Genomic DNA, 24,771 nt, shown 5'->3' on the forward strand with positions numbered 1-24,771 from the left:
GCAGTCAGTCAAAAAATTGGAGGGGCGGTGTCAGTCGACCGTCGCTAACACACGGACATCCGTAGCTGAGTGTCGTTCCCGTTCAGTACGAGCACCATGCTCGCGGAGGAACTCATCAATACGGTCGGCAAGGGACTCCGCGTCCTCTCTATCAACGTGGACGATCAGCGTCGGATGTTCCTCGTCGCTGTTCTCAATCACGAGCGAGACATCCTTGAATTCGTCCGGCTGTCTATACGCCTCAAACTCATCGGCGACCTGGTTGGCCAGGTCGTCGAGTACCTCAATCGGTTCCTTTGTCATAGATTGTATTTCGGCTTTGGAAGGTTGTGTCATCGCGAGCGCGTGAAGAAAACGTGACGTGACTTTCAGAACCACCTCCATCAGACAAACGCGAACGGAGCCTTCTCACACCGATGGTTTACCGAGAAGAAGACCGATCCGCAGAAGGGACAACAGGTTAGAGTGCTCGCGGATCGCTATCGACAATGCTCGCAAACGCGACGTTCTCCTGAACTTGTTCGATTTCGACTGTTGGCTCGTCGCCGGGCTGAGCGCCGGGAACGATCACGACGTACCCCCGTTCGACTTTCGCAATACCGTCTCCTTGATCACCGACGGTTTCGATTGTCACGTCGCGCACTTCTCCCTCATCAACAGGAGGACCAGATGAATCATGGCTCGTGCTCCCCTGAGAGGCGGGATGCCGTGGGGCCTGTGGAGATGTTGATTCAGCTTCGGAGGAGGAATCAAGGAGAGCGATGCGGTACGTTTCATCACCGGTCAGCGCCCCGTGCTTGATCTCACTCGGAGGAATCTCGATGACGAAAGTGCCATCCTCCTCCTTAATTTTCGCAGTGAAAAGCGAACACAGGGAGTCTGATATTTCTACCATAACTGGGTTTGATACTGGATACAATTAATCGGTCTCTTTGAGAAGGAGCGAACTGGATCAGCTGTCCTCAGCTGGTTCTTCCCAAGGAATGTCTCGCTTATGGACTACAGCGAGCTTCGAGTCGTCATCATCTTCCATTGCACTGAGACCACGCTGGACGAGAGTGTGAACCTGCCCAGCAGACTCCGGGAACGAAAATTGGTCATCCTCCGCATCAGCACGGAGTTCCAGATAATGGAGGTACAACCTGAACGTCGTATCTGCTCCGATAGGCCACCAAATCGTCCCTATCTGCTCATCTACCTGATTGTCCCAATGCTCTATGAGTTCACGGATATCGTCGACGAGCTCCTCCCCAGAAGTGCGAAGGCGGAGGGAGTATTCCCGATCCCGCTCCATATCTTCGATTATATCCTGAAGGAAAGGCTCAGCCTCCAAGGCGGTAGGTGAGGTCTGATCCGCTTTTAGAAGGTGTTCTAACGCCCGAATTTCTTCACGCCGAGCGGCTACAGCGTATGCGACATTGTACTTGTCCTCGGGGAAGATTTCGTGCTGACTCGGTTGCTGTGCCTGAGGGACAGTATCCCCGGTGGATGAGCTAAATAAGGTGTCAAAGAGTCCCATACGCTTCGTCCGGACGGCACCCATAAGTACTTCCTGTCAGAGTGGACCTCAGCTCCGGCGACAGTGTACCTTCTAACCAGTCGTTGCGTAATCAGAGGATCTCGTGTGAATCCTGACCGACCTGGGAACGCGTATGAAACTCATCCAAAATATAGAGGATTGAAACATCAAATAATGACGTCAGCTGTTGCTGATATCGGACAATGTCTTTCTTATCTCCGGTCACAATACGCTGAAGCACATCGCGTTCTGCAAGCCCTATGGCGTCAAGAAGCCACTGAGAGTCTACTGGAGGTATCCGGGACTCTCGAATTCCGATGTGCTCCTTGACTAGACCGCGAGCGCGCTCCTGATTGTCATAAGTTGACGACATGACGTGGACAGCATCCATTAGTGCGTCTTTCCGCTCCTTTGCGTCGTGGAGAACACGATCTCGAAGATCTTCGACACACCGTTTCGCATTCCGTGGGGTGATTTCACGCGAGGAGAAGTAGTCCTGGAAGTGTCGAACAAAGTGTGGCTTGGCCTGACTTCGAACCTCAATATTATCGAAGAAAATCTCTAAGATCCTCTCAAAGGAAAGCCCATCGTAGCGCTGTAAATCGATTTCTCGGTTGTACATTGGGATATTATCCTCGACGTTCTCTTGAAAGTCTTCAAGAACGGTCCCGAACACGCCATCGGTATCGTCAGAGTCAACCTGTAGCTGATCGGGGTCAGACACAACTCGAGGCGCTCCTTGTGGACGGCTGCAATACTCGTAGATCACAAACTCACTCGTGAAGAGCGTGTTATGACCGTCTAGGATACGCTCTGCTTCTACGGCCCACCGATCGTGAGAAAACGTGAGTCCAATGAGGACGTTAGTGTCTACGAAGTATCGAGTCATTGGCCCGGATGGAGATCTTCGTGCGCAATTCCCCGGCGTTCAAGAATCGGAGCAACAAGTTCGTCAGCTGCACTCCGTTCAGATTCGAGTTCAGTCGGTAATCCAGAAAATTTCGCATCAAGGTCTTCCTCTTCGAATTCGTCAAGTTTCTGAATCGCAGAACTCCGAGCCTCCTCAAACGAGGTTATACCGAGGTTCCCACGAACCTCTTCCGGAGACATTCCCTGGGCATGCCGTTGAGCAAGCTCAAGTGCAAAGATACGCCAGAACGTTACATTCACCGTCATCAATCTGGAGGGATCAGGAGAATGCGAATGGAGTTCTCGAGTGACCGCGTTATACCACTTGATTAGTGGTCGATCGTACTCCGGAAATCGGTCGTTTGGAAATGATTCAAAAGTGTCGTGGACGGAGCTGAGTACTGATTCTCTGCTTGGGTCAACCTCAAAGAAATCGTGGTACTCCGTATGTAACGTTCGTATTTTCTTATCTAGCTCCCGAAAATCCCGCTGAACCTGATACGGCGCATCATCATACATTCGGTCTGTGAGCCATTCTAATCCATGTTCGTAATATTCAGAGAGAGCCTCTGAGACAACAGAACGTAGGCGATCTTCAAGTCCGGGCTCGTTAATACTCGCTGAGGGGACAGTCGAGGGCGTGGCTGGAGAGACAGTACCAAAGAGATACCAATAATACGGGATCGAGATATCCAGATTTCGCTCGGCAGATTTGACGTCAATACGGTAGAGGAGCTTGTGAAGCGACTTTTTCGGTAACGCATCCGCGGCCCCACGTTCGCGATTGAGGAGGCGCAGAGTCGTTCCCAAGTCCTCGCGATTCATTATCTCCAATATATACCGCTCGTTTTATAGAAGTACCGTCGGATCCCACTAGACTATCCAACGACTGAGGGAAAAGTAATTCACACGAGACTTCCTTGTAACGAGATACAACGTGCCCATCTACAATCTATATAAAGAGCGGGAAGGGACGGCGAGACGCGGGGAGGACTATAAGGAAGTCGTCATCGAGTACATGGAAGGGCTGAATTACATGGTCGAACGGGATTCAGCCTTCCACTCTACGCTTGACGATATTCAGTTTGTGAACAAAGCTACGGGCGATAAAGTGGTAGCCGAGGCAAAAGCGTATTCCACAGGCCTCAGCCCGAACGATTTTAGAGACGAATTGGCCCGGTATTTCCTCGAATATATCAAACAACCCCAACCCCACCGGTTTGATTTCTATATTTTTACGGAGACACTTTCTAATGACCAGCTCTGGAAAGCCCTGTTCGATCGTGATGTCACCGATAATCAGAAACTGGTCGACTTCTACGAAAAGCTCAAAGACAGCGTTAACGATGAGGTCGTAGATCGGCTAGATGATACTGATGTAGATGAGTTCCGAGATTTTGCTATCGATACCCATGTTTTCGTAGGTACATACGACGACCTCCGTCAACAAGCTCATCAGCTCGAGAAAACAGAACGGTTCCAGTACGAACCATATCTTCATTCGTATGAACCGGTTTCTGAGGAAACAGAATATGCGACGAATCTGTTTCAGGTAACCCGCTACCCAGAGACACTGTACATCATAGAGACGACAGAGGAAGCCGAATCTGCTCGCGTCTATAATTACAACAACGAAGCGTTCCCCATCAAGCTTCACGAGCGGAAATTATATTCGCTCGTTCATCCGGACCATCTTCCGGGGTCTACTCGTCATTACATACACGAGGACCGTTTCGAAACGCGAGAGTTCGAGAAGTTCCTCCGAACGCGGGCTCAAGAAGAGGAGCGTGAAAACATCGTAAGATCCCTTCTCAGGGGGATTTTCACTCTCGTTGCAAGAGATAACGATTGTCTCATCGACCGTGAGAAGGGAACAACCGTATACCCGGAACTGGATCGCAGACAGCACGGTACCGAACGAAAACTAGGTCGATCCTGGGTTGCAAAGGAGTTAGACTCCTACCCCGATGTCATCCACCGCGGTGTCAAAGTACGAGTACGGCGCTATGCGGGAGAATACTACTACGTTCTGCTACCCACACAGGTTTTCACTTCAGATGGTCGTCGACCTGTAACAGGCGAGCGTAAATCGCGGCTCCAAAACGACTTCTCGCCAAATCGTTTCCACGCCCAGAATAGTAAGTACGACCGCCAGCTGCGTGTCTGGGAAGAGCTGCTGATGTCCGATCAGACTCAGCTTGATCGATTTATGGGTGAAAAGATACCCGTCGTAAAGGAACTCGAAGTAACCAGAGTTGACTCGCTTTCCCTCAATGTCCGCCCGCCCAAAGACGGAGACGAACGTGATGAGCTCATCGAGTCAGCTTCTGATCTCGAAAACACAGGTGGAATTGAACAATGACGCCCCAAGATACCCCGTTCACGCTTCGTCACCTCGAGGAGCCAGAGATTCAGTTTGAAGGAGGTACTGAAACCTCTCCCAAACGAGGCCTTATCAGATATGGTCCACGCCTCTATGAGGAAGGACACCATACAATCAAACTCGGGATTATCGGCGATCGAGATTCAATCCGCCGGTTGACCGAACTACTTCATGATATGGAGGTCGGGATCCATCCAGGAACAAGTGATAATCCGTGGCAGGTTCCCTATCCCGGGCTAGGTAAGAGTTCCCCGCTCAATCTCTCTATTAATGCAAAAAAGGGCTGGAGACGCCAAATTCGTCGACGAGACATCCAATCTGTTACGAGTAAATCGACCCCCAGAGATCGGATGGAGCGATTCCTGAAGCTAGTGCAGAAAGACATAGAGATAATCGAACGGGATTCGGTTCAGCCGAACGCAATCATCGTCTGTATTCCGCAAGAAGTGATGGACGCGTGTACTCCTGAGAACCAAGACCATGCGCGAATCCAGTCGGAAGGTTCTGATCTGCGAAATCGAATCAAGCTGATCGGGATGGAGGCTCGAATCCCCACACAGCTAATTAAGCCATCCACACTTGCGATCCGTACTGACCGACAGCGAGCATCTCGGGCCTGGAATCTCACAGTTGGACTTCTATACAAGTCTCAACGAGGGCATCCCTGGAAAACTCGGCAGATCGAAGATGGGCACTGCTACGCAGGGCTCTCGTTCTACAGAGAGCGAGACGAAGGAGATGATGTAATTCGAGCTGCTCTTGCTCACGTCTTTCACGGACGGGACCATATTATCCTTCAGAGCGATCCACTCCCGGATATCACCGAGGACGAGAATGGGTCTCCCCACCTCTCATATGAGGCGGCTAGACAGGTAGGTGAGCAGATTCTGGAATACTACGAAGCTCAGAAAGGGACACGTCCCAGCCGGTTCGTCCTTCATAAGCCATCTGTCTTCTGGGAAGAAGAACGTGAAGGGTTGCTTGATGCCACAGACGGTGTTCGCGATTTAGATCTAGTCTGGGTTCGTAGGCGGCCAAAGGTCAGGTTGTTCCCACCTACGGATTATCCCGCCATGCGGGGAACCCTCCTGAGCGTCCCTGATGACGACGTCCACTATCTCTATACATCCGGATATGTCCCGGAAGAGACGACCTATCAGGGGAGTGGAGTACCATCACCGATTGAGATCCGACCTGACGAGATTTGTGAGACACCCTCGTTAGAGATCTGTAAGGAGATTCTCTTTTTCACAAAACTCGACTGGAATACATCGGACTACGCAATTCGGATGCCAGCAACCGTGAGTGTTGCAAAGCGTGTCGGTACAATCCTATCCGAAGTAGATACTGAGTCCATTTCAGAGGTTCGGCCACAGTATTTCTACTATATGTGAATCGGTGAGTGAGAGGCTTATTCGTCTGAATCAGAGATTGGATCTAGCTGATAACCAGCAGACCGCAGAAATTCGCGGATATGCTCAACCTCCTGCTTCTCTTCAGGGGAACTCGTCCCGAGTAGTTCTTCAATTACCTGCTCTCCATTCTCATAGAGAGTAATTGATTCATTGAAGGGGGTGTTCTCAAGTGGATCTCGTCGCTCATCAATCACGATCGGCTGCCACCCGCCCTGGTACTGGTATCGGTAGAGGGTGATAGTGCGGACGGTGTCTTCGTCGACGAAGAAGCTCGTTTGTTCGCGTTTGCTGGCGACCGCGAACTTCCCGCTGTCGAGATCCGCAGCAAAATCCTCGAAATTGTGGAACTCAGCAGGAACCGGCCCATCGACGACGTGAGTGATAATTCCCGGCCAAGTAAACCCATAGACACGCTCGAAGAAGCTGACACCATTGTCGTCGGGAGAATCAAACACGAGGAGAAGATCGCCCAGCTGGAGTTCTGTACCTGCTACGCTGATATGCGACGAATATGGATAGGCGTCGCCGTCGTCGAGGACTTCGATATCGGGCTTCGGCATATTGTCCGAGTCTGATCGGAGCTACAAAGAGATGGCTAATAGTTGGTGGATTGGATGTCAGATTGGCCAGAGGGGCGTATCATAGTCGAACTCCAGACCTGTTACACTAAACTCCTCTTTAAAATACCAAATGACTAAGTCAACTGTCTGTATACACCCTGATAACCTACTATGCAGGAAACTCAGGGAAGTGGACATTTCGTGATACAATTATGCCGATGATACGGGTACAGGACTGGACGAAAGAACAGCTAGAGGAGATCAAGGACGAGGAAGACCACACGTCCCTCGATTCAGTAATCAAGACGCTCCTCAAAGAACGCGCCAACGAAACTACCTCTACAAACGAATGAGCGATACGCCCACAACCACCGGCACGACGAATCGACCGCCGAGTATTTTCGACTCTTGCGAACCTCGCCAGGACGTTCTCACCGGCGAACTCGCCGAGGACCAATTCGCGGCTAGCCTCGCGGACGTCGCCCACAGCGACGACGCTCCTAATGTCTACGCTGACCCTCGACTCTTCTTCGAGAAAACCTACCCCACTAGCGGTCTGCAGGAGCTTCTCACTCGTCTCGCAACCCGTTTCGTCGGCGCACATAACGACGACTACACCGGCACGAACGGCATTCTCCGACTCGACACCAGCTTCGGTGGTGGGAAAACCCACAACCAGATTGCCGCGTATCACCTCGCAGAATCGCCGAGTGCTGTCCCCGATCTGTCTGACTTCATCCTCGACCAAGACATCGCCGACGAGTATACTGACGCCGCCGCACTCGGTCTCGACGTCAACACGGCTGTCTTCGTGGGTACACACGTCGACGCCGAGGACGCTCGCTCGAACTACGACGACCCTGACGCCCCCGCGACGAAGACGATGTGGGGCGAAATGGCCTACCAGCTGTTCGGACGAGAAGGCTACGAGTTCCTGCGCGAAAACGACGAGAACCGAACGCCTCCAGGAACAACCAAACTCGAGCGGCTCTTCGAGCGGAACGACAATCCGTCGCTCATCCTCATCGACGAAATCGCCGCATATCTCGAGCAAGCTGCCGCTGTCGAAATCGGGGATTCGACGCTCGCCAAGCAGACGAATACCTTCCTGATGTCGCTGCTGTCCGCGACGCAGAACAACGACAAGGTCACTGTTGTCCTCAGTATCGCGGACACCGCCTTCGCCGACCAAGCCGAAGACGTCCGTGGTCTCGTCTCCGAGACCATCTCTGAGTTCAACAGTATCAGCGACCGTGTCGAGGGCTCCATCACGCCGACGGAGGACAACGAAATTGCGGCTGTCCTGCGACACCGCTTGTTCGAGAGTGTCGCCGAAGATGGGCGCGATGCGACTGTTGATGCCTACATGTCTCTCTACACGGGTGATCGTGACTCCTACCCCGACAGTGCGACGAACCCGGAACACCGAGACCGCCTCGAAGACAGCTACCCGATTCATCCGACGGTCATCGATACACTCACAGAAGAACTGGACTCCCTCCCGTCGTTCCAGCGCACTCGTGGTGCGCTCAAGCTGCTCTCCCGCGCAGTCTACCGCCTCTGGCAGCACCAGAGCGACTACCAAGAACGCCACTTCGTCCGTCTGTTCGATATGCATCCCTCCGACGGGGACGTCCGTTCGACGCTTCTCCGGCTGTTCTCGTCGGTCGACATGGACTTCGAGGCCGCAATCAAAGCCGACATCTTCTCGGAAGATGGCACGGCGAACGCAGAGGAAGAGGACCGGAATTGGGTCAAGAACGGACACCCCCCACTCGGAACACATCTGACGACGGCAATTCTCTGGAAAAGCATCGTGAAGGGGGCCGACGGACGCGGGACTACACGCCGGCCTCTTCGACACGCGATTGCCAACACCGAAGTCGAGCTAGCGCACTACGACGACGCGCTCAATAACCTCCTTGGAGAGGGACGTCGGTCTGCGTGTTTCTATCTGCACGGAGACAACGGTGAGAAAATCCAGTTCAAGTCAGAGCCGAACCTCACGAAACTCATCGATTCTGTCGTCGAGCAGTTGCAAGATGGGCTCGCACGACGGCATCTCGAGGAAGCCCTCGACGAGGCACTCGGTCAGGGTAGTTTAAACGTGATTGTCGGACCGGAAGAGCCACACGAGATCCCGGATACGGCCGACGAAGCGCATCTGTGCGTGATGGACTTCGATACGGTCACCATCACGGACTACGAGACCGTCCCCGAGGCAATCCAAACGCTGTTCAAGAATACAGCATCGTCGAGTGGCGGACAGAAGACGCCACGGGTGTTCAAGAACAACGTCGTCTTCCTCGCGGCGAGCGCGAACGACGTGACCGACGCGAAGCGGACCGCAGAGCGCGTCGCTGCCATCAAACACATCCAGAATAATCTCGGCGACCAGTACGAGCTCAACACCGAACAGCAGGACAAGCTCGGTGAACGCCTCGATAGCGCGAAGGGCACGCTCGATCAGGACATCAAAAAGGCGTATACGCATCTCTACTTCCCGACTGGAGATGGCCTGGCTCATCGGAACGTCACCACCGACAGCACCATCCATCAGAGTGTCATCGAGAAGCTCGATGAAGCAGGCGCGATCATCCCCGAAGGAGAGGACGCCTACGGTGTTGACTGGTTCGAGGCGACGATCTGGAACGTCGGCTCGGCCTCGATGACGACGAGAGCAATCGAAGAACAGTTCGGGAAACGCCAGGATGCTGAGATTCTCCTGTCACCCATCCCACTGCGAAAGACGATCGCCCAGCTCGTCCGTGAAGACGGGTACGCCTACTGGGACGAGGAGCAGAAGACCGGGTACTACACGCCCGAGACGACCCTCACGGCAACCGATCACGAGCTCGACGACGCGAAGAATCTGCACGCGGGGCTCAGCTATCAGGACGTGAAGCTCTCGCAGTCGCACACACTCTACACCTCGCTCGATGAGCTGGTCGACGACGTCGGGAGTGAAATCGACTGGGAGGAACCCGACGAAGACGAAGAGCAAGAGGACGAGACTACTGACGATGATGAGGAGACTGGCGGCAGTAGTGGCGGCGGTTCAGGTGGCGATGACGACCCTGAGCCGTTCAGTAAACTCATCGAAGTTCGCACCTCTGAGCCCGCACACGTCTCTCGGGCCCTGCAGGAAATGCGGGCTGACATCGCGGATGAGCTTACCAGCGCTCGCGAGGAGTACGACGGACACCCTGACGAACTGACGCCCATCGTCGAAGGCGTCTGGATCCATCTGGACGGGGCTGATGCGTGGAAGGGCGCGTGGTTCACTGCGAACAAACTCAGCAACGATGAGGACTTCGCAGAGGACACGACGATGGACTTCGATTATGAAGCCAACGACGGAGCCGACTCGAAATCAGAGTTCGAAGTCGATTTCAATGGACGCCCGGAGGTCTTTGCGAGCCACCTCAGATTCAACATGGAGCCGGAAGATCTCGCGAATCCGGATGGCGGTCGTACCGCTGAAGCCGAGTTCGCGATTGAGTTCGACGAGGGCGATGACCGTCTCTATGGCGACACCTTCGACCTCCTGGACGAGCTCCTCGCGGTCGACAACGCATTCACCGTCACGATGCACACGCAGATCCGTGTGATCGAATCCAGCGAGGTGACTCAAGTATGAGCCAGGGCATCGCCGAGGGGAATTCGTTCGCCTTCACCACCGGCGCCTACGGGAATCGACCGACGTTCGTGTTGACGCGTGATCGGGTCGACGACCAGCACGAAATCACGCTCTACGAGCTGGCGCCCCGTGATATCGCGACGGCTCGACGAGAACGGTTCGAGAGAGTGCAAAAAGCGGTAAGCGTCTCAGTACGTGAACTGGAGGAGGCCATTGTCGGCGACCGTTCTCCGTCCGAACTCCCCGGGGCAGATGACGCAGCGTACGATTGGGATGACTGGTGTGCGATTCGTATCGCGACGTTACGCGGCGGGGCGTTCAACGAGGTTAGTTTCCTCATCGAATCCACCTTCCGTGAGCTGAGTCTTGATCCCGAGACCGTCTGTACAGGCGACCCCGCAAGCGTCAGTCTCCCCGAAGCGGCCGGTGTTCGGCTTTCGATCGCGTTCCGTGCGATGAAGCCAATGCGACGCCGGGACCGTCTTCGTGAAGTCGCAAAGGGAATCGACCAGATGAGCCTGGGTGAATGCTACTACTGGCACGCTAAGGCTCGCTCGCCGTCCTCGCCCAGCGGTACGAAAGCACTTCGCGTTTTGCTCGCCGACCACATCTAACGAGATTTCGATATTATGAGCGACTCCCACACGACATCCGAGACCGAATCTGAATCTGACGACGAGTACACCTCGCTGGCAATCGAGGGCGAACTTCCCCTGAAGGCAGTGGGGATTGAGAATCTCAAGGAAGCGAATCCGAAGCACATGCCGCCGCACCGGTACATCCACCCGTGGTTCGCTCGCCGCCCCACCCCTGCGGCTCGTCTGGCGATTCTTGGATCGGTAATGGAGGAGGGAACGAGTGCGGATGAACTGCTGTCGCTGATGCAGATCGGGCCAGACGGTCTAGAAGAGAACATCAGCGAGTACGTTCAAGAGCGCAAGACGACTGAAGGACAGCGTGACGGGACACTCGGCGAGTGGTACGGCTATCCGAGACCGTTCACACAGTCTCCGACCGAAGACGAGCTGGCAGATCTACATACCTCGTTGCGAGAGACCTGGGATGGCGAATTACCGACTGTTCTAGATGCGACTGCTGGTGGCGGAGTGATTCCCTTCGAGTCCATCCGCTACGACTTGCCCACCATCGCGAATGAGCTGAATCCCGTCCCGTCGGTGATCCTGAAGGTGATGTTAGAGTACGCGCCGGAGGTCGGATCGCTCGAAGATGACCTCTACAAATGGCGCGACCGAATCCAAAAGAAGGCGAGCGAGGAGCTCGACGATCTGTACCCTACGAAGCGGGATGGCCGTGAAGTGCTGGCATCGGCCTGTACGTACCACATTCAGTGTGAGTCCTGTGCTGGGACGGTCCCGTTGATGCCGAAGTGGTGGCTCCACAAGCGTAGCGCCGGCGAAGGCGTCGCGATCAAACCACACTACGAGAACGGGGACGTGTCGTATGAATGCGTTGAGCTCACAGAGAACTCGAACACTGACTTCGATCCGTCGGAGGGGACAGTATCGCGCTCGGACGTAGAATGCCCCCACTGTGGTGTGATTACCGAGTACGAAGAGACTCGGGAACTGCTGAAGAACGGCGAGTTCGAGTACCAGATTTACGGTGTCAAGTACGACGATCCCCGTGGTGGTTCAGGGTATCGGGCGGGTGACGACCTCGACCAGCAAGCCCTCAAGCGCGCCGAAGAGCGTATCGAATCCGACTTCGAGCTGCTCACTTTCCTGTCTGAAAAGGTCGAAGTGAGTAGTCGTATCACCGATCCGGCGACTTACGGGATGGAGGAATGGCGAGATATCTTCAATCCGCGTCAGCTGGTCTCCCATTACGAGTACTGTAACGCATTTCGAGAATGCGCTGAGGAGATTCGTGAGGAATACGATACACGCGAGGCAGAGGCCATCCTGACGATCCTTACGATCTCTGCCAGTAAGATGATTGATCGGAACTCTCGAATGTCTCCGTGGGACACAGGAAGAGGATATCCTGCGAATATGTTCATGTCTCACAACTACTCGTTCCGTCGAGTGTTCTGCGACAACAATTTAGTCTCTGAAACGATGGGGTACGAAGATACCTCGCGGAAGGTGATCGACTGTTACGAGCAGCTCGTTGAGATGGCTGCGGGCCGAGACGCAGCAGAGGTGTACTGTGGGGATGCAGCTGATCTCACGTCGAAAGTCGGAGAGGGTTCTGTCCAAGCTGCAGTCGTTGACCCCCCATACTATGATAGCGTCATGTACGCCCAACTCGCAGATGGCTTCTACGTCCTGCAGAAGGCGTACTTGAGCGACGTCCATCCCGAGTTCTTCACCTCAGAACTAACCAACAAGTCTGACGAAGCTGTTGCGAATACCTCCAGATTCGAAGGACTGGAAGGTGAGAAGTCAAAGAAGCAACTCGCAAAAGAGGACTACGAAGAGAAGATGGCAGAAATCTTCTCTGAACTCTACGAGACTCTTGAGCCCGGCGGCGTCCTGACAATTATGTTCACACATAAGGAGACCGACGCCTGGGATACGCTGTCGATGTCGCTCATCGAAGCCGGGTTCACAATTACCGCGACACACCCGATCACAAGTGAAATGCCAAACCGCGTCGTGATGCGCGGGAGCCAGAGTGCTGACAGCACAATCCTCCTCACGGGACGGAAGCCGTTGCACGAGAAGGAGGATACTGGCGGGGCGACGCTCTGGGACGATGTGAAATCTGAGACACGGTCCGAAGCAAAGAAAGCTGCACGAGAGCTTCTGGACTCCGGTCTGAGCCTCACCAAGACGGACACGATTATCGCAGCGTTCGGTCCAACTCTACGCGTCTTCGCCGATAACTACCCCGTCGTGGATAAGAAGGGGGAGGAAGTCCCGCCCCGCGACGCACTTTCAGCCGCCCGCGACGCCGTCGCGGAAGTTCTCGCCGAGCGGTATCTGGACACGAAAGGCTTCGACGATCTTGACGGGCTGACGCGCTGGTACGTCCTCTCTTGGCTAATTTACGAAACAGACACGATGCCCTATGACGAGGCTCGACAGCTCGGAATCGGCGTCGGTGTCAACATCGACGACGTGAAACGGGACACCAAAATCTGGGGGAAAAGCAGTGGTGATGTCCAGCTCAAAACCCACAGCAACCGAGTACAGGACATCGTTCGTGTCGAAAACGGAGAAGACGTCTCCAGCCGCAAATATCCCGTGAACCCGACTGATGAACGCTTCAGTCACGGCATCGATGCAGTCCATTCTGCCATCCACGTCTACGAAACCAAAGGTCCAGAAGCTGCCTGGGAGTGGCTATCCGATCGTGGTCTGAAGAATGACGAGCGGTTCCGGACCACCGTCACTGCCCTCCTCGAGGTGCTTCCCCAAGAACACGAAACTGCGGAAACCCTTCGCGATATACTCTCGGGGCGCACGGGCGAATACCTCGATATCGACATCAGCAACATCAATCTCAACGTTCGAGGAGAGGACGACGAAGATAATCAGGCAGCACTCAACGAGTTCGAATAAATGACCCTCAGGGACGTCTCGTGGGAGCCGGTGTACGAGAGCGAGTTCCGGACCAACCGGACGCTCATGGAGACGTTCTACCGGCCATTCCTCAACGAGGTTATCCGCTACGACCGGCTGGCCGGCTATCTGAGTCTGCGTAGTCTGGCGCACGCTCTCGAAGGGGTTGACTCCCTCCTCGAGACTGATGGAACAGTACGTGTCATCGCTGGAGCCGATCTCCAGAAGCGCGAGAAGGGAGCGATGTTCCCTGACGCAGATGAACCCCTCGAACCGTGGGTTGAGTCCCAACTCACCATCATCGCGACCCTCCTCGACCGCGGCGACCTCCAAATCAAGGTCGGCGACCCCAAAGGCGGTGACGGACTCTTCCACCCGAAGCTCGGCATCGGTGTCGATCGCGAGGGCAACAAGATCAGCTTCGAGGGAAGTATCAACGAGACGCTCAGTGCGTGGCAGTACAACTACGAACGCTTCAAAGTTCATCGCTCCTGGAGTCGCGGCGAAGCGAAGTACGTCGAGGAAGACGTCTCGACGTTCAACGCACTCTGGAACGGTTTCCACCCCTCCGTCGATGTCTTCGAGCTCGACGAAGCTGCACGCCAGGACCTCATCGACTGGAAGGACACCGATGGAACACTTGAGGAACACGTCGAGCGGGTCCAGAATCACGACCCCCAAACGACGGTGCCCGAAGACGATACCGCTGGCGTCGTCTCGGTCGCCGGACGAACACCGGGAGGAATCCATCTCGCAGAGGAAATCAGTACTGTCACCCCCTGGCCCCATCAGCGAACGATCTCCGATACAGCAGTCAGTATCTACCCGAACAACCTCCTGTTCTGTGACGAGGTGGGCCTCGGCAAAACCATCGAAGCAGGCCTGACCCTCTCACGGCTGATGCAGGTCGGAGAGGCTGAGCAGGCGCTGTTTCTGGTTCCTGCAGGGTTGGTACAGCAGTGGCAGAACGAACTCCTCGACCGCTTCAATATCCACGCCTACTATCACGAACGGTCCTACGACGGTGATTACATGATCGGTCCTCTCGGAGACGCAGAGGACCACCGTATCCCCACATCCGGAGCGGTCGACGCCGATGCCTGGGAGAACACGCCGATTGGTTCGTTCGTTACGGAGAGAGATGAGCCAACCGTCGTAATCGAGTCGTGGCATACCGCCCGCCGCGAAGGTAATCAGGGACACGTCGCCCCACGCATCGACGAGAACGTGTGGGACCTCACAGTCGTCGACGAGGCACACAGTGCTCGCGAGGAGACGAAACTCTACGACCTGCTCGGACAAGCCGAGGAGGCCTCCCGGTGTCTCTACGCTCTCACGGCGACGCCTATGCAGCTGAATGTTGGCGAGCTCTACGATCTCCTTCGACTGTGCGATCTTCCAGAGGGTTGGGACGACAAGGACCGATTCGTCGAGTTCTTCGAAACACGGCAGGCACTCGAGGACAGCCTCAGCACCGTCGGCTCTCGGTATCAGAATATAGCCGATGGACAGCAACAGGTTCTCCAACAGTTCCAGAAAGAGCTCGATCTGGAGGAGGACGAAGGCCGACCGAGAATTGAACGGTTCGGGAAACTCATTCACGAACATCTCACGTCGAATCCCGGCTACGACGAGCAGGCGAAGGCGCTAGTCGAGGCGACGGACACGGAGTCAATTCAACAGCGGAAAGCCCTCGAGAAACTCGTCGGCGTGCGCGAAACCTCCCCTCGCTTTGACGATCCTCGCTCGCTCATTTTCGACTGTGGGCCAACGGAGTGGAGCGCACTTGTGGAAGCTTCTCAGTGGGCGACACCAGTTCAGTCCCGCATCTTCCGGAATACTCGAGCGGTCTTGGAGCAGTGTCAGGATCTGGGGCTCCTCGACGATACGGTTCCGACTCGGGATGTCGAGACAAAACGTATCGAGCTGGGTGACGCAGCCCCGCTGTACGATCAGGTAGAGCAGTATATTGATGAGACGTATAAGCAGTCGCAGAAAATCCTGACAGGGAAGGAGAAGCTCGCGTTGGGCTTCGTGATGACCACGTATCGTCAACGCCTGACGAGCAGTCTACACGCCATCAAGCAGAGCCTCCAGCGCCGGATGGAGAAGCTCGACGAGAAGGTTGAGGACATGACCGAGGAGGTCTCCGAGCTTAGTAGGGACGCCGGAGTGACGGAAGCGACCATCGACGAGGCAATCGGCCAAGCATCCCTCGACGCCTATCAGCCGAGTAGTCGTGGCGCGGCTGACGTGATTCAGGCGGAGCGGACGGCCCTCCAAGAGTTCGTGGACGATCTCAGGCAAGCCCACACCGACCCGAAGGTAGCGCAGCTGCGCCGCGACATTCGCTCACTCCGTCAGAGCGCCCGTGATAACATTATCATCTTCACGCAGTATCACGACACCCTCGAGCATATCCGTGAGACGCTGACAGACACGCATCCAAACGTCGGTACGTACAGTGGTGGTGGCGGGATGCAGTACGACGAAACAACCGGAGAGTGGGTGAACGTCGGTAAAGAGGCGATCAAGCGCGATTTCACTGACGGGGATACCAATATCCTGATCTGTACAGACAGCGCGAGTGAGGGGCTGAACCTCCAAACCGCGGATGCGCTGATCAATTTCGATTTGCCGTGGAATCCGATGCGGGTTGAACAACGCATCGGTCGAATCGACCGTATTGGCCAGAAGAACGAGGTCGTGAAGATCATCAACTACGCCTATAAGGACAGCATCGACGGCGACATCTACGAGGAACTGGAGGGACGGTTACAGCTGTTCGAGAACGTGGTTGGGCCGATGCGTCCGGTACTGAACAGCATCGAGCAGGACATCAAAGACGCCGTTATGGGTAGTTCCGGATCGGATGACACCAGAGAGCCAAGTGAGCAAGTCGTCGAAGAAGCGGACTCACGGGCAAAACGTGCCCAGGAGAAAGCCGAGGAGACCGGGCTAGCAGGTGAGCCAGAAGAGGTGGCGACGAAAGAGGCGATAATCGAGAGTTCCGGACTTGACGGGTGGGAACCCTATTGCTATCCCGCATTCGATGAGATCGGGACCGGTGATCGGTCGTATGAACCGTTGGTGAGCTTGGAGACGATCGAGACGCAGATTACGCAAAGCGACCGCCTCGAAGAGACAGAATGGTCGTTTACTGCCCTCCGGAACCATGACCGCGCCGACGACTTCGAAGATATCGTCGACGATGCATACGTTCTGGAACTGCCAGAGGAGGATGCAGTAGCAATGCCGGAGTCGCTCGGAGAGACAGCTCAGGCAGAGCTTGGAGGGGGTAGCGGTGTTGTTGTGACGTTCAACCCAGAGATTGCTGAGCAGTTCCCGTCGATTCGGCTGCTCCTACCTGGAGATCCACTATTCGAAGCGCTCGTCCGCGAAGCTGCCCCAACAGAAGTCGATAATGTGGAGTTCGTCTGTGGTCAGCGTGGAGAGAGTGGATCGTCTGTTACCCGAAGTAGTCAGGTCGCCGAAGCCAAACAAGCGACTGTTGTAGAACCAGCTGTAACGAGTGAGAGTGTGAAAAATCTCCTCGGGGGGACGAACTCGGTCTCAGACATTGACGATGCAGAGCAAACTGTCCTGAACTGGTTATCCCAACTTCCAGCTGCAGAGTAGAGGCACTTTCGGGGACGGAGGGCTTTCCGGAAGTTCCCGGAAGGACGAATCTTCCACAAACAAAACCGCCGGACGTCACCGTGATTGAGGTAGCTATCAAGCCGTCAAATGGGGTAATTCCGGAAGCAACCCGGTCACGTTTTTAGTACTAGCCAGAAAACCAGTCTATCAAGCAAAGATGATCCGCGATGCTCGCGTTCTCCGCGCCGGGTTCGTCCCTCGGGAAGTTGAGCATCGCGACGCCGAGGTCAATCATCTTTCGAGCGTTCTCGAGCCGATCACAAACGGCAAACCTGCCGATTCGGCCGTTGTAACTGGACCCAGCGGCGCCGGCAAAACCTGAATCGCGAAATTCGTCACTGAACGCCTTCGTGAGGAAGCGCTGGATGTTGAGAGTACCTATGTGAATTGCTGGCGCAACTATACCCGATTCCGAACACTCTACCAGATTCTCGACGACCTCGGCGCGACCATCGACATCCACCGGCAGTCGACGCCGCATGATGAACTCGTCGACCGCCTCCAGCAGCATGACGGCCCGCGAACCGTCGTCATTCTCGACGAGGTCGACCAACTGGAGGACCCCAGCGTCATTTACGACCTCCACAGCCTCCCGCAGTTCGCAATCATCTGTATCGCGAACAAGGAAGAGGAGCTGTTCAGCCGCGTCGACGACCGCCTCGTGAGCCGGCTGCGCTCCAGCGAACACGTCCGGATGGACAAGTACCACGACGAGCAGCTGTACGACATTCTGCGTGCTCGCGCCAAGTGGGGCCTCAACGAGGACGTCATCACCGACGACCAGCTTTACCGAATCGCCGACGCGGCCGCCGGCGACGCCCGCCTCGCTATCGGCATCCTTCGAACAGCGGCTAGCAAGGCTGACCGCGAGAACCAGGAGCGGATCACCAACGACATCCTCCTGGACGCCGCCGAGGATGCCCGGGCCCAGATTAAGCAGAAGAGCATCGATTCACTCACGCCACACCAGCGCGTCGTTTACAACATTGTTCGCGATCACGAGCCACTCGGGCCGAGCGAGATTCACGACCGCTATACCGAGAAGGTCGACGATCCTCGGACAAAACGGACAGTGCGGACGTATCTCTCCAAGATGGTCCAGTACAACCTCGTCGATGCGGAAGGCACGAGCCGGGACCGGGAGTACTCACTCGTCGGTTCGGAAGCTGCGTCGCCGATGCAGTAATATCCTGTCTCCGATTGGGTGAGATCGAGCGGCAATCAAGCGAACCCTTGCGGAATCGCGAAACGCCGAAATCACGGGATACTAGTACTGAGTGCCGACTGCGAATCGAGCATAGGCCATGAGTAGTTAACCAACAGACGGTTAATACATACGATTTGTTGGTTAACCGAAAGAGGTCCACGGTCATCATCGACTGGTGTCGGGAAGGGTAGATTTCGACTGGAATATCGGCCAGGCAACGATGGTAGCAGGGAGAGGGCGACCAGAGTTGCCAGTATTGCCAATAATACCGTCGTTTAAGTACCTCTCTCACTCCACCATTGCCAGTAACGAGGGGAGAATGGACGGGAGGGCAGAAACTGTCACGTCTCTAGTCTAGTTACTGTTATCTAAACCTACTGCAACTAGTGGAGTTTTCGTTAGTGCGGGTATGGTTTAACGTACAATGTATTAAGAGTATCGCTAATTAGAGAGGGGGTCGTTGACCCCCTCCAGTTGTTGCAAAGGTTTACTGGCAATAGTGGAGTGTGTGTGTTTTATAAGTGGATGCGACACTGGCATAATTGGTTCGAGTGGTGGGTTAGTGGTGATACTGGAACCCATGGTTTTATGATGGTTCTTCGTCTTGAGTCCGCCTATGGGCCGATTCAATCGAGAATCGTTCATCATCCAAGACAAAGACGTCCTCCGGGATGATTACCAGCCAGAGACACTCGAGGAGCGGGACGAAGAACTCGACGAATATGCGGCCGCTCTCCGTCCCGTCATTCAGGGCTGGCAACCGAACAACGTCTTTCTCTATGGCGTTACCGGCGTCGGGAAGACAGCTGCTACGCACGATCTTCTTGAGGAGCTGCAAGAATCCGCCGGAGAGTACGACGACGTCGATCTCAACGTTATTGAACTCAACTGTACTGGCTGCACCACATCCTATCAGGTAGCGGTCAATCTCGTGAACGAGATTCGCTCTCCTTCTCACCCTCTCACCACAGTCTCGTCTTCGCGCGAACCGATGAGCGAAACCGGGTATCAACAAAAACGCATCTTCAACGAACTCTACAACGACCTTGAGTCGATCGGTGGGACTATTCTCGTGGTTCTGGACGAGATCGATAACATCGGCTCGGATGACGATATTCTGTACGAGCTTCCACGAGCACGCTCGCAATTGGATCTCGATGTGAAAATCGGTGTGGTCGGCATCTCGAACGACTTCAAGTTCCGAGAAAACCTCTCTCCGAAAGTCAAGGACACTCTCTGCGAAGAGGAAATCTTGTTCCCTCCGTACGACGCGACTGAACTGCAGAATATTCTCAAGCACCGAGCCGATATCGCGCTCTACGACGATGTCCTCGAATCAGATGTAATCCCATTGTGCGCAGCATTCTCTGCACAGGACTCGGGATCTGCTCGGCAGGCATTACGGTTACTCCGGAAAGCAGCTGATATCGCCGAGAACGACGCGATGGCGGGTGGAGAGGCGAAAATCACCGAAGACCACGTTCGGGAGGCCGAGCATCAGATCCAACGACAACAGGTTGTCGAAGGGATGCATTCGTTGACCCGGCAGGGGCAATATGTATTGCTGACTGTCTGTCAGCTAGCGGCAGAGGGAGAAACACCCGAACGGACGAAACTGATCTATGAGCGCTATCGAGAGGTTCTTCGTAATCACGGCAGTGAACCACTGAAACGCAGGCGAGTACACGACCACCTGTCGGATTTGAGCCTCCACGGGATCTTACGGTTGGTCGACTCGTCGAGTGGACGCGGGAACTACAACGAATACGAGCTTGATGTCTCTCTGTCGTCGGCCCTCGACGCACTCGAGAGCGAACTAGGTGAGCTCAACGACATTCGTGAAACTGCCAAGCGGCATCGGGTTCTGGAGTGACTTCTCAACCGCCAACACCAGTACTGCCAATACCCTCTCCACTTTTGCCAGTAACCGCGCAACCGTCAGTGCCAGTTTATCCAGTACCCTCTCCGGTGTTGCCAGTAACTCCCTGCCCCAATCAATCCGACTAGTTACTACCAGGACCACCGTTGCCAATTTCATCTAATAGCGTCTTACCCTCCGATTTTACTGGCAATAGTGGAGTGTCTGACAAAATCTAAACGACATTTCATTTACGAGCATTTGCAATCGCTCTCCAGTGGACTACTTATCCCGTGAGGGTTCGTGGTTCGAAGACCCAATCTTGCACGGATTCACCCCCGCACTTACTACTCGAAAACGGGGGATGTCTTCCTGTTCGAGTTCATTTGTTGTCTGGGCCATCGGTGAACAGGATTTCGTGGAGAAACGACAGAAACGTCGGGGGTGGGAGTAACCGATTCGTCTCTGTCTACGGGTATTCCTGATCACTCACGAGAGCCTCGGTACACTCGACGAGGTCGTCCTCAGTCGTCCACCGGCAGAGACGCCTAGCATCGTTGAGCATCTCGAAGATCGCGGTCTGCATTCCACTGTAGGGACTCTCGACGGCTACGTTTGTGTCGATCGCGTCCACATCTATCGTATTGTACGTCGTGTTTGAACACGTGCGTCTTCGCGAAGTACTCCTCAAGGGCTGTGAAGTAGCCCTGCTCGACGAGGAAGCAGCCCTGGGCGTGTTCGGTGACGCCCAGGATGACGTCTGTATGATCGGCGAGCAGCCGGAACTTGAGGTAGGTATTCGTCCACTCGCTTCGAATGTCGATCATCAGGAACGCGTACGCACCGGGCTGTCGGTTGAGGCGATCTTTTACGAGCTGGAGAGGACGGATTTCGGGTTTCCCGTAGCTGCCGAGGACAAAGTACGAATTCTCAGCTGAGAAGATCGGCGTGAGCTCCGCAACACTCTGTTTCAGCGCTTCGTATTCTTCCGGTGTGGGTGAGGCTTCGTGCAGATACTCGTCGGCTTTCTCGACGAGTTCGTCGACAGTGACCGGATCCTCACTCATCAACTCGGGACTTCTCTCGTACCCTGCGTCTTTCACTTCGCAGACGGGGTGTCTCCCCGAACAACTGGCCATCCGACTGAGGTACTAGTCCGTCTACTCGTCCGGATTTACTGGGGATTTGTACTTTGATTTGACGCGATCTCCTTCCCGCCACTGCCAGTAGTAGTAGCGGTTGTCGTTGATCTCCTTGATCGTGATCGTCGCCTTCGTCGGGACATCATCGGGGAGGTCATCGGGTCGCTCGTCGATCTCGTCTTCCTCCTCCGCTTCGGCAAGGCGGGCCTGGCGCTCGCGATGCTCGGCGAGGTCCTCGGCATAGTGGGCAACGTCTCGGAGCAGCTCGGGTGAATAGTCGTTGAGTGTGTCGATGACGTCGGTGGGGAGGTCCGCTGGGGGCGTCGGTGGCTCGTAGGACATGGGCCGATCTGTGTTAACCAACACAGGCGCAAACTGCATAGTTTTGTTGGTTAAGTTGCTGCCAACTGTTCTCACCGGTTCTCCAGCAGCCGTCTCACTACTCGAAACTCTCCATCAAGGAGTTTCGTCTGATGTTACAGTAGCCTCGGGAGATCTCGAACGCTGGGCGATCCTACGAGTTCGAGGGGAGACGCCCATCAGGTCGTGGGACCCGCCCCTGCTTGATCTCCTGATCGACTCGCCGGAGGTGTTTACAGCCGCCCTCGGGCGTACGCTTCCGCCAGTCTGGACACGTACACGACTCGCTGATCACGTCGACTTCATACCAGTTTCCGGACGCCGATCGGACCTCATAGCGGCCACCCTTTTCGAGCAGCGAGACGGCCATCGATTCGTCGACGGCACGGCTGGTTCGCGGCTCGAGGTCGTCGTGCTGGGTTGAGTGCTCCGTGACGACCATCCGATCGCGTACGTCGCCGGTGCGGCCGCCGTCTGGGGCAACCGCAGCTTCGGGATCCTGGAGCCGATTCGCAACCAGGGCCTCGACCGGATGCCCCTCCGGCCACAGATAGTGGACTTCCCGCCGCTCGCGATGGTCGTAGGAGCCACAGGCGGCAGCGCTCCCAGTCCAGACACGCCACGCCCCGAGTGCTGCCATCACGTCGACGATGACTCGCGGAACAGCGTCGTATTCGTCGGGGTAGAACACCCGGAACCGAGTACATGCCTCCTGCGGCGGAACCGTCTCCCACCACTCGACGTCGTCGTCCCAGCTGTTGCACATCGCGTCGTCCTCTCCGTAGCCGACAGTCACGCCGTCAATCTGCGGTACTTCCACCGATGTGTCGTCAGCCTCTCCTTCGAGCAGCCGAAGGACGGCGTACCTGAGATACTCGTGTTCCGGATGGTCCGAAGATTGGGCGACCTGCTCATGGTGCTCTGCGACTCGCTCTGCCTCGTCGAGAACGGTCGTTAGATATCGGTCGGTCATAGTTCGTGGAGACGGGACTGCGCCTCCGCCCTTCGGCGGGCGCTGAAAAACTTAACCAACGAATAGCGATCCATCGTATCCTCTGTTGGTTAATTCATCTCCGCTCAAATTCTGAGCCGGATCGGATTACCGGAGCCAAGAATGGTATATCTGTATAGAGATAATTTTATAGGGAATACGGGGGACAAGACTAATACCGTTAGATGCGATACCAATAACTAGCGATGATGGAGTACGTCGACGAGACCGCGGCGAAGATCATGGTCGCGGCCCGGCCGGGTGACTCGATCCGGCGAATCGCCCAGAAGATCGACGGCTCCTACTCGTGGGTCTACGACTGGATCGAGCGGTTGGAGGACGCAGGCTTCATCCGGCGTGAGGACGGCGTTTACATCGAGAATTACGCTGTCAGGGATCGCTACTACGATCTCGTCGCGGCCATCTCTCGCGCTGTTCCCCCCTCGATCGACGACGGCTACGTCATTCCGCACTTCGCCGGGATGCCCTTTGCGTACACGAAAATCGACGGCGTCTACGTCTGGACCCACGGCGGCTATCAGATCGCCCGCGGCCACGACGACTATCCGATCTTCATCCAGGTCGCCGATCAGGACGTCGAACAGTGGACGGCGTTCTTTGATGAGTTCGGGATTCCGAGCCGGATTGAAGAGCGGCCGGATGCGAGCGACTACGACGCGACCGTCTCGTACGTGTTGTTCCCGACGAGTGGGGAGATCACTCGCGAGTGGGTCGACGGCAATCCGGTCATTCCGTTGGACGAGACAATCGAGCACATGTTGGAGTACCGGGTGAACTACGAGCCAGCGTTGGAGATGATCGCCGACGAGTACGACCGTGATATCGACGCGTCCCACGAGGATCCGCGTCTCAATGCATGAGCCTCGGCGAACGCGAAGACGAGCTGCTGGACACCCTGGAGACAGTCATTGACGCTGACCTGCCGTACGTGCTCGTCGGTGGGTGGGCGATCGCGGCGTTCAATCAGCGCTTCACCACGGACGTCGACGTCGTCATTCCGGCACAAGCGGTCGACGACTACACCGACCTTCTCACCGCCCGCGGCTACGAGAAAACGGCCGACGTCGAGCGAAACGAGCTCTACGAGGGCCGTACTATTCGATTCACGAAAGACATCGGGAATCCGGTTCGGTTCGACGCGATGGTGGACGCGCTGGGCTGTCGCCAGACGGAAGCTGAATGGTCGTATCGCTATCTGGCCCAGCACTCCGTCACCCAGGAACTGCGAACCGGGCGCCCGGTAACAGCCAGGATTCCGGAACGGGAGTTGCTGTTTGCCGTGAAACTTCACAGTGGCCGCAAGGCAGACTCCCGGGATCTGGTGGTGCTGGCTGCTGACGCGGATTTCGACCGGATCGCGACCCATCTTCATCGCGGGGTGTCCAAGAAGCTCGCTGGTCGCATCGAGACTGTTCTCGACCGGCTCACGTCGGAAGATTTTGCGGACGCGTTCAAAGGGGTCTTCGAACAGCAAACGGTTCCCGAACAGGATATCGATGCCGTCGTTGAGTTCCTTCGTGACCAGCAGCGCCGAATCGATTCTGAACTATAACATCGACTGCCGGTGGGGTATGTCTTG

General features: G+C 55.5%; 18 protein-coding genes and 3 pseudogenes. 13 read left to right on the forward strand and 8 right to left on the reverse strand.

The window, feature by feature from the left end; all coding sequences use genetic code 11:
* Nucleotides 1–30: 30 nt before the first annotated feature.
* Nucleotides 31–303: a hypothetical protein gene (locus tag E3374_RS12545; protein ID WP_136689361.1), complete on the reverse strand. Its 273-nt coding sequence runs from the start codon at nucleotides 301–303 to the stop codon at nucleotides 31–33.
* Between the two features lie 157 nt (nucleotides 304–460).
* A complete protein-coding gene (locus E3374_RS12550) occupies nucleotides 461–895 on the reverse strand; it encodes a TRAM domain-containing protein (RefSeq protein WP_136689353.1) in 435 nt (144 codons plus the stop codon).
* A 99-nt stretch (nucleotides 896–994) separates the two neighbouring features.
* Between E3374_RS12550 and E3374_RS17455 the strand changes: the two genes are divergently transcribed.
* On the forward strand, nucleotides 995–1,345 hold the full coding sequence (locus E3374_RS17455) for a hypothetical protein (RefSeq protein ID WP_211194969.1): 351 nt from the start codon (nucleotides 995–997) through the stop codon (nucleotides 1,343–1,345).
* 265 nt (nucleotides 1,346–1,610) lie between these two features.
* Here the strand turns inward: E3374_RS17455 and E3374_RS12560 are convergent, their stop codons facing one another.
* The gene (locus E3374_RS12560; RefSeq protein ID WP_248299483.1) at nucleotides 1,611–2,243 is read right to left on the reverse strand and encodes a hypothetical protein; all 633 of its coding nucleotides are present in this window, start codon (nucleotides 2,241–2,243) and stop codon (nucleotides 1,611–1,613) included.
* A gap of 161 nt (nucleotides 2,244–2,404) precedes the next feature.
* Nucleotides 2,405–3,253, reverse strand: coding sequence for a hypothetical protein (locus E3374_RS12565; protein ID WP_011222394.1), 849 nt, complete (start codon nucleotides 3,251–3,253; stop codon nucleotides 2,405–2,407).
* 112 nt (nucleotides 3,254–3,365) lie between these two features.
* On the opposite strand from E3374_RS12565, the gene E3374_RS12570 reads away from it, so the two are divergent.
* Nucleotides 3,366–4,790, forward strand: a complete 1,425-nt coding sequence (locus E3374_RS12570; protein WP_235007261.1) for a hypothetical protein — start codon at nucleotides 3,366–3,368, stop codon at nucleotides 4,788–4,790.
* A gap of 371 nt (nucleotides 4,791–5,161) precedes the next feature.
* A complete protein-coding gene (locus E3374_RS12575) occupies nucleotides 5,162–6,205 on the forward strand; it encodes an argonaute/piwi family protein (RefSeq protein WP_049938490.1) in 1,044 nt (347 codons plus the stop codon).
* Between the two features lie 17 nt (nucleotides 6,206–6,222).
* Here E3374_RS12575 and E3374_RS12580 read toward each other — a convergent pair whose 3' ends face one another.
* Nucleotides 6,223–6,786, reverse strand: coding sequence for a hypothetical protein (locus tag E3374_RS12580; protein ID WP_136689356.1), 564 nt, complete (start codon nucleotides 6,784–6,786; stop codon nucleotides 6,223–6,225).
* A gap of 218 nt (nucleotides 6,787–7,004) precedes the next feature.
* Between E3374_RS12580 and E3374_RS17895 the strand changes: the two genes are divergently transcribed.
* The 8 genes and pseudogenes from E3374_RS17895 (at nucleotide 7,005) to E3374_RS12610 (ending at nucleotide 20,693) form a co-directional block, all read left to right on the forward strand.
* Nucleotides 7,005–7,139, forward strand: a complete 135-nt coding sequence (locus tag E3374_RS17895; RefSeq protein WP_006169676.1) for a hypothetical protein — start codon at nucleotides 7,005–7,007, stop codon at nucleotides 7,137–7,139.
* The gene (locus E3374_RS12585; RefSeq protein ID WP_136689357.1) at nucleotides 7,136–10,426 is read left to right on the forward strand and encodes an ATP-binding protein; all 3,291 of its coding nucleotides are present in this window, start codon (nucleotides 7,136–7,138) and stop codon (nucleotides 10,424–10,426) included. The genes E3374_RS17895 and E3374_RS12585 overlap by 4 nt, the downstream gene beginning before the upstream one ends.
* Entirely contained in the window at nucleotides 10,423–11,040 is a 618-nt protein-coding gene (locus E3374_RS12590; RefSeq protein WP_011222497.1) for a DUF7680 family protein, read from the forward strand. Before E3374_RS12585 ends, E3374_RS12590 begins: the two co-directional genes overlap by 4 nt.
* A 15-nt stretch (nucleotides 11,041–11,055) precedes the next feature.
* Nucleotides 11,056–11,265: pseudogene (locus E3374_RS17900) on the forward strand (DUF1156 domain-containing protein); the annotation flags it as partial.
* A gap of 540 nt (nucleotides 11,266–11,805) precedes the next feature.
* Complete coding sequence (locus E3374_RS12595; protein WP_248299486.1) at nucleotides 11,806–13,953, forward strand: DUF1156 domain-containing protein; 2,148 nt, start codon at nucleotides 11,806–11,808, stop codon at nucleotides 13,951–13,953.
* Entirely contained in the window at nucleotides 13,954–17,592 is a 3,639-nt protein-coding gene (locus E3374_RS12600) for a DEAD/DEAH box helicase (RefSeq protein ID WP_136689358.1), read from the forward strand. It abuts the gene before it with no gap.
* A 178-nt stretch (nucleotides 17,593–17,770) separates the two neighbouring features.
* Nucleotides 17,771–18,799: pseudogene (locus E3374_RS12605) on the forward strand (Cdc6/Cdc18 family protein).
* 637 nt (nucleotides 18,800–19,436) lie between these two features.
* Entirely contained in the window at nucleotides 19,437–20,693 is a 1,257-nt protein-coding gene (locus E3374_RS12610; RefSeq protein WP_004594472.1) for an orc1/cdc6 family replication initiation protein, read from the forward strand.
* A 454-nt stretch (nucleotides 20,694–21,147) separates the two neighbouring features.
* Here the strand turns inward: E3374_RS12610 and E3374_RS12615 are convergent.
* The 3 genes and pseudogenes from E3374_RS12615 to E3374_RS12625 form a co-directional block, all read right to left on the reverse strand.
* Nucleotides 21,148–21,745, reverse strand: a pseudogene (locus E3374_RS12615) (hypothetical protein).
* Nucleotides 21,746–21,838: 93 nt separating this feature from the next.
* A complete protein-coding gene (locus E3374_RS12620) occupies nucleotides 21,839–22,162 on the reverse strand; it encodes a hypothetical protein (RefSeq protein ID WP_004594473.1) in 324 nt (107 codons plus the stop codon).
* Nucleotides 22,163–22,334: 172 nt separating this feature from the next.
* Nucleotides 22,335–23,153 carry a hypothetical protein gene (locus E3374_RS12625; RefSeq protein WP_004594474.1) on the reverse strand — a complete coding sequence of 273 codons (819 nt, stop codon included), beginning with the start codon at nucleotides 23,151–23,153 and terminating at the stop codon, nucleotides 22,335–22,337.
* A 227-nt stretch (nucleotides 23,154–23,380) separates the two neighbouring features.
* Between E3374_RS12625 and E3374_RS12630 the strand changes: the two genes are divergently transcribed.
* Both E3374_RS12630 and E3374_RS12635 read left to right on the forward strand, forming a co-directional pair.
* Nucleotides 23,381–24,052, forward strand: coding sequence for a helix-turn-helix domain-containing protein (locus E3374_RS12630; protein WP_049909607.1), 672 nt, complete (start codon nucleotides 23,381–23,383; stop codon nucleotides 24,050–24,052).
* Nucleotides 24,049–24,744, forward strand: coding sequence for a nucleotidyltransferase domain-containing protein (locus E3374_RS12635; protein WP_103992930.1), 696 nt, complete (start codon nucleotides 24,049–24,051; stop codon nucleotides 24,742–24,744). Before E3374_RS12630 ends, E3374_RS12635 begins: the two co-directional genes overlap by 4 nt.
* Nucleotides 24,745–24,771: the final 27 nt, after the last annotated feature.

The organism is Halorhabdus amylolytica (assembly GCF_004944975.1).
Taxonomy (GTDB): Archaea; Halobacteriota; Halobacteria; order Halobacteriales; family Haloarculaceae; genus Halorhabdus; species Halorhabdus amylolytica.

Coding starts and splice junctions, on each gene's coding strand:
- E3374_RS12545 (WP_136689361.1), bottom strand. CDS start 303: ATGACAAAGGAACCGATTGAGGTACTCGACGACCTGGCCAACCAGGTC.
- E3374_RS12550 (WP_136689353.1), bottom strand. CDS start 895: ATGGTAGAAATATCAGACTCCCTGTGTTCGCTTTTCACTGCGAAAATT.
- E3374_RS17455 (WP_211194969.1), top strand. CDS start 995: ATGGACTACAGCGAGCTTCGAGTCGTCATCATCTTCCATTGCACTGAG.
- E3374_RS12565 (WP_011222394.1), bottom strand. CDS start 3,253: ATGAATCGCGAGGACTTGGGAACGACTCTGCGCCTCCTCAATCGCGAA.
- E3374_RS12575 (WP_049938490.1), top strand. CDS start 5,162: ATGGAGCGATTCCTGAAGCTAGTGCAGAAAGACATAGAGATAATCGAA.
- E3374_RS12580 (WP_136689356.1), bottom strand. CDS start 6,786: ATGCCGAAGCCCGATATCGAAGTCCTCGACGACGGCGACGCCTATCCA.
- E3374_RS17895 (WP_006169676.1), top strand. CDS start 7,005: ATGATACGGGTACAGGACTGGACGAAAGAACAGCTAGAGGAGATCAAG.
- E3374_RS12585 (WP_136689357.1), top strand. CDS start 7,136: ATGAGCGATACGCCCACAACCACCGGCACGACGAATCGACCGCCGAGT.
- E3374_RS12590 (WP_011222497.1), top strand. CDS start 10,423: ATGAGCCAGGGCATCGCCGAGGGGAATTCGTTCGCCTTCACCACCGGC.
- E3374_RS12595 (WP_248299486.1), top strand. CDS start 11,806: ATGCCGAAGTGGTGGCTCCACAAGCGTAGCGCCGGCGAAGGCGTCGCG.
- E3374_RS12600 (WP_136689358.1), top strand. CDS start 13,954: ATGACCCTCAGGGACGTCTCGTGGGAGCCGGTGTACGAGAGCGAGTTC.
- E3374_RS12610 (WP_004594472.1), top strand. CDS start 19,437: ATGGGCCGATTCAATCGAGAATCGTTCATCATCCAAGACAAAGACGTC.
- E3374_RS12620 (WP_004594473.1), bottom strand. CDS start 22,162: ATGTCCTACGAGCCACCGACGCCCCCAGCGGACCTCCCCACCGACGTC.
- E3374_RS12625 (WP_004594474.1), bottom strand. CDS start 23,153: ATGACCGACCGATATCTAACGACCGTTCTCGACGAGGCAGAGCGAGTC.
- E3374_RS12630 (WP_049909607.1), top strand. CDS start 23,381: ATGGAGTACGTCGACGAGACCGCGGCGAAGATCATGGTCGCGGCCCGG.
- E3374_RS12635 (WP_103992930.1), top strand. CDS start 24,049: ATGAGCCTCGGCGAACGCGAAGACGAGCTGCTGGACACCCTGGAGACA.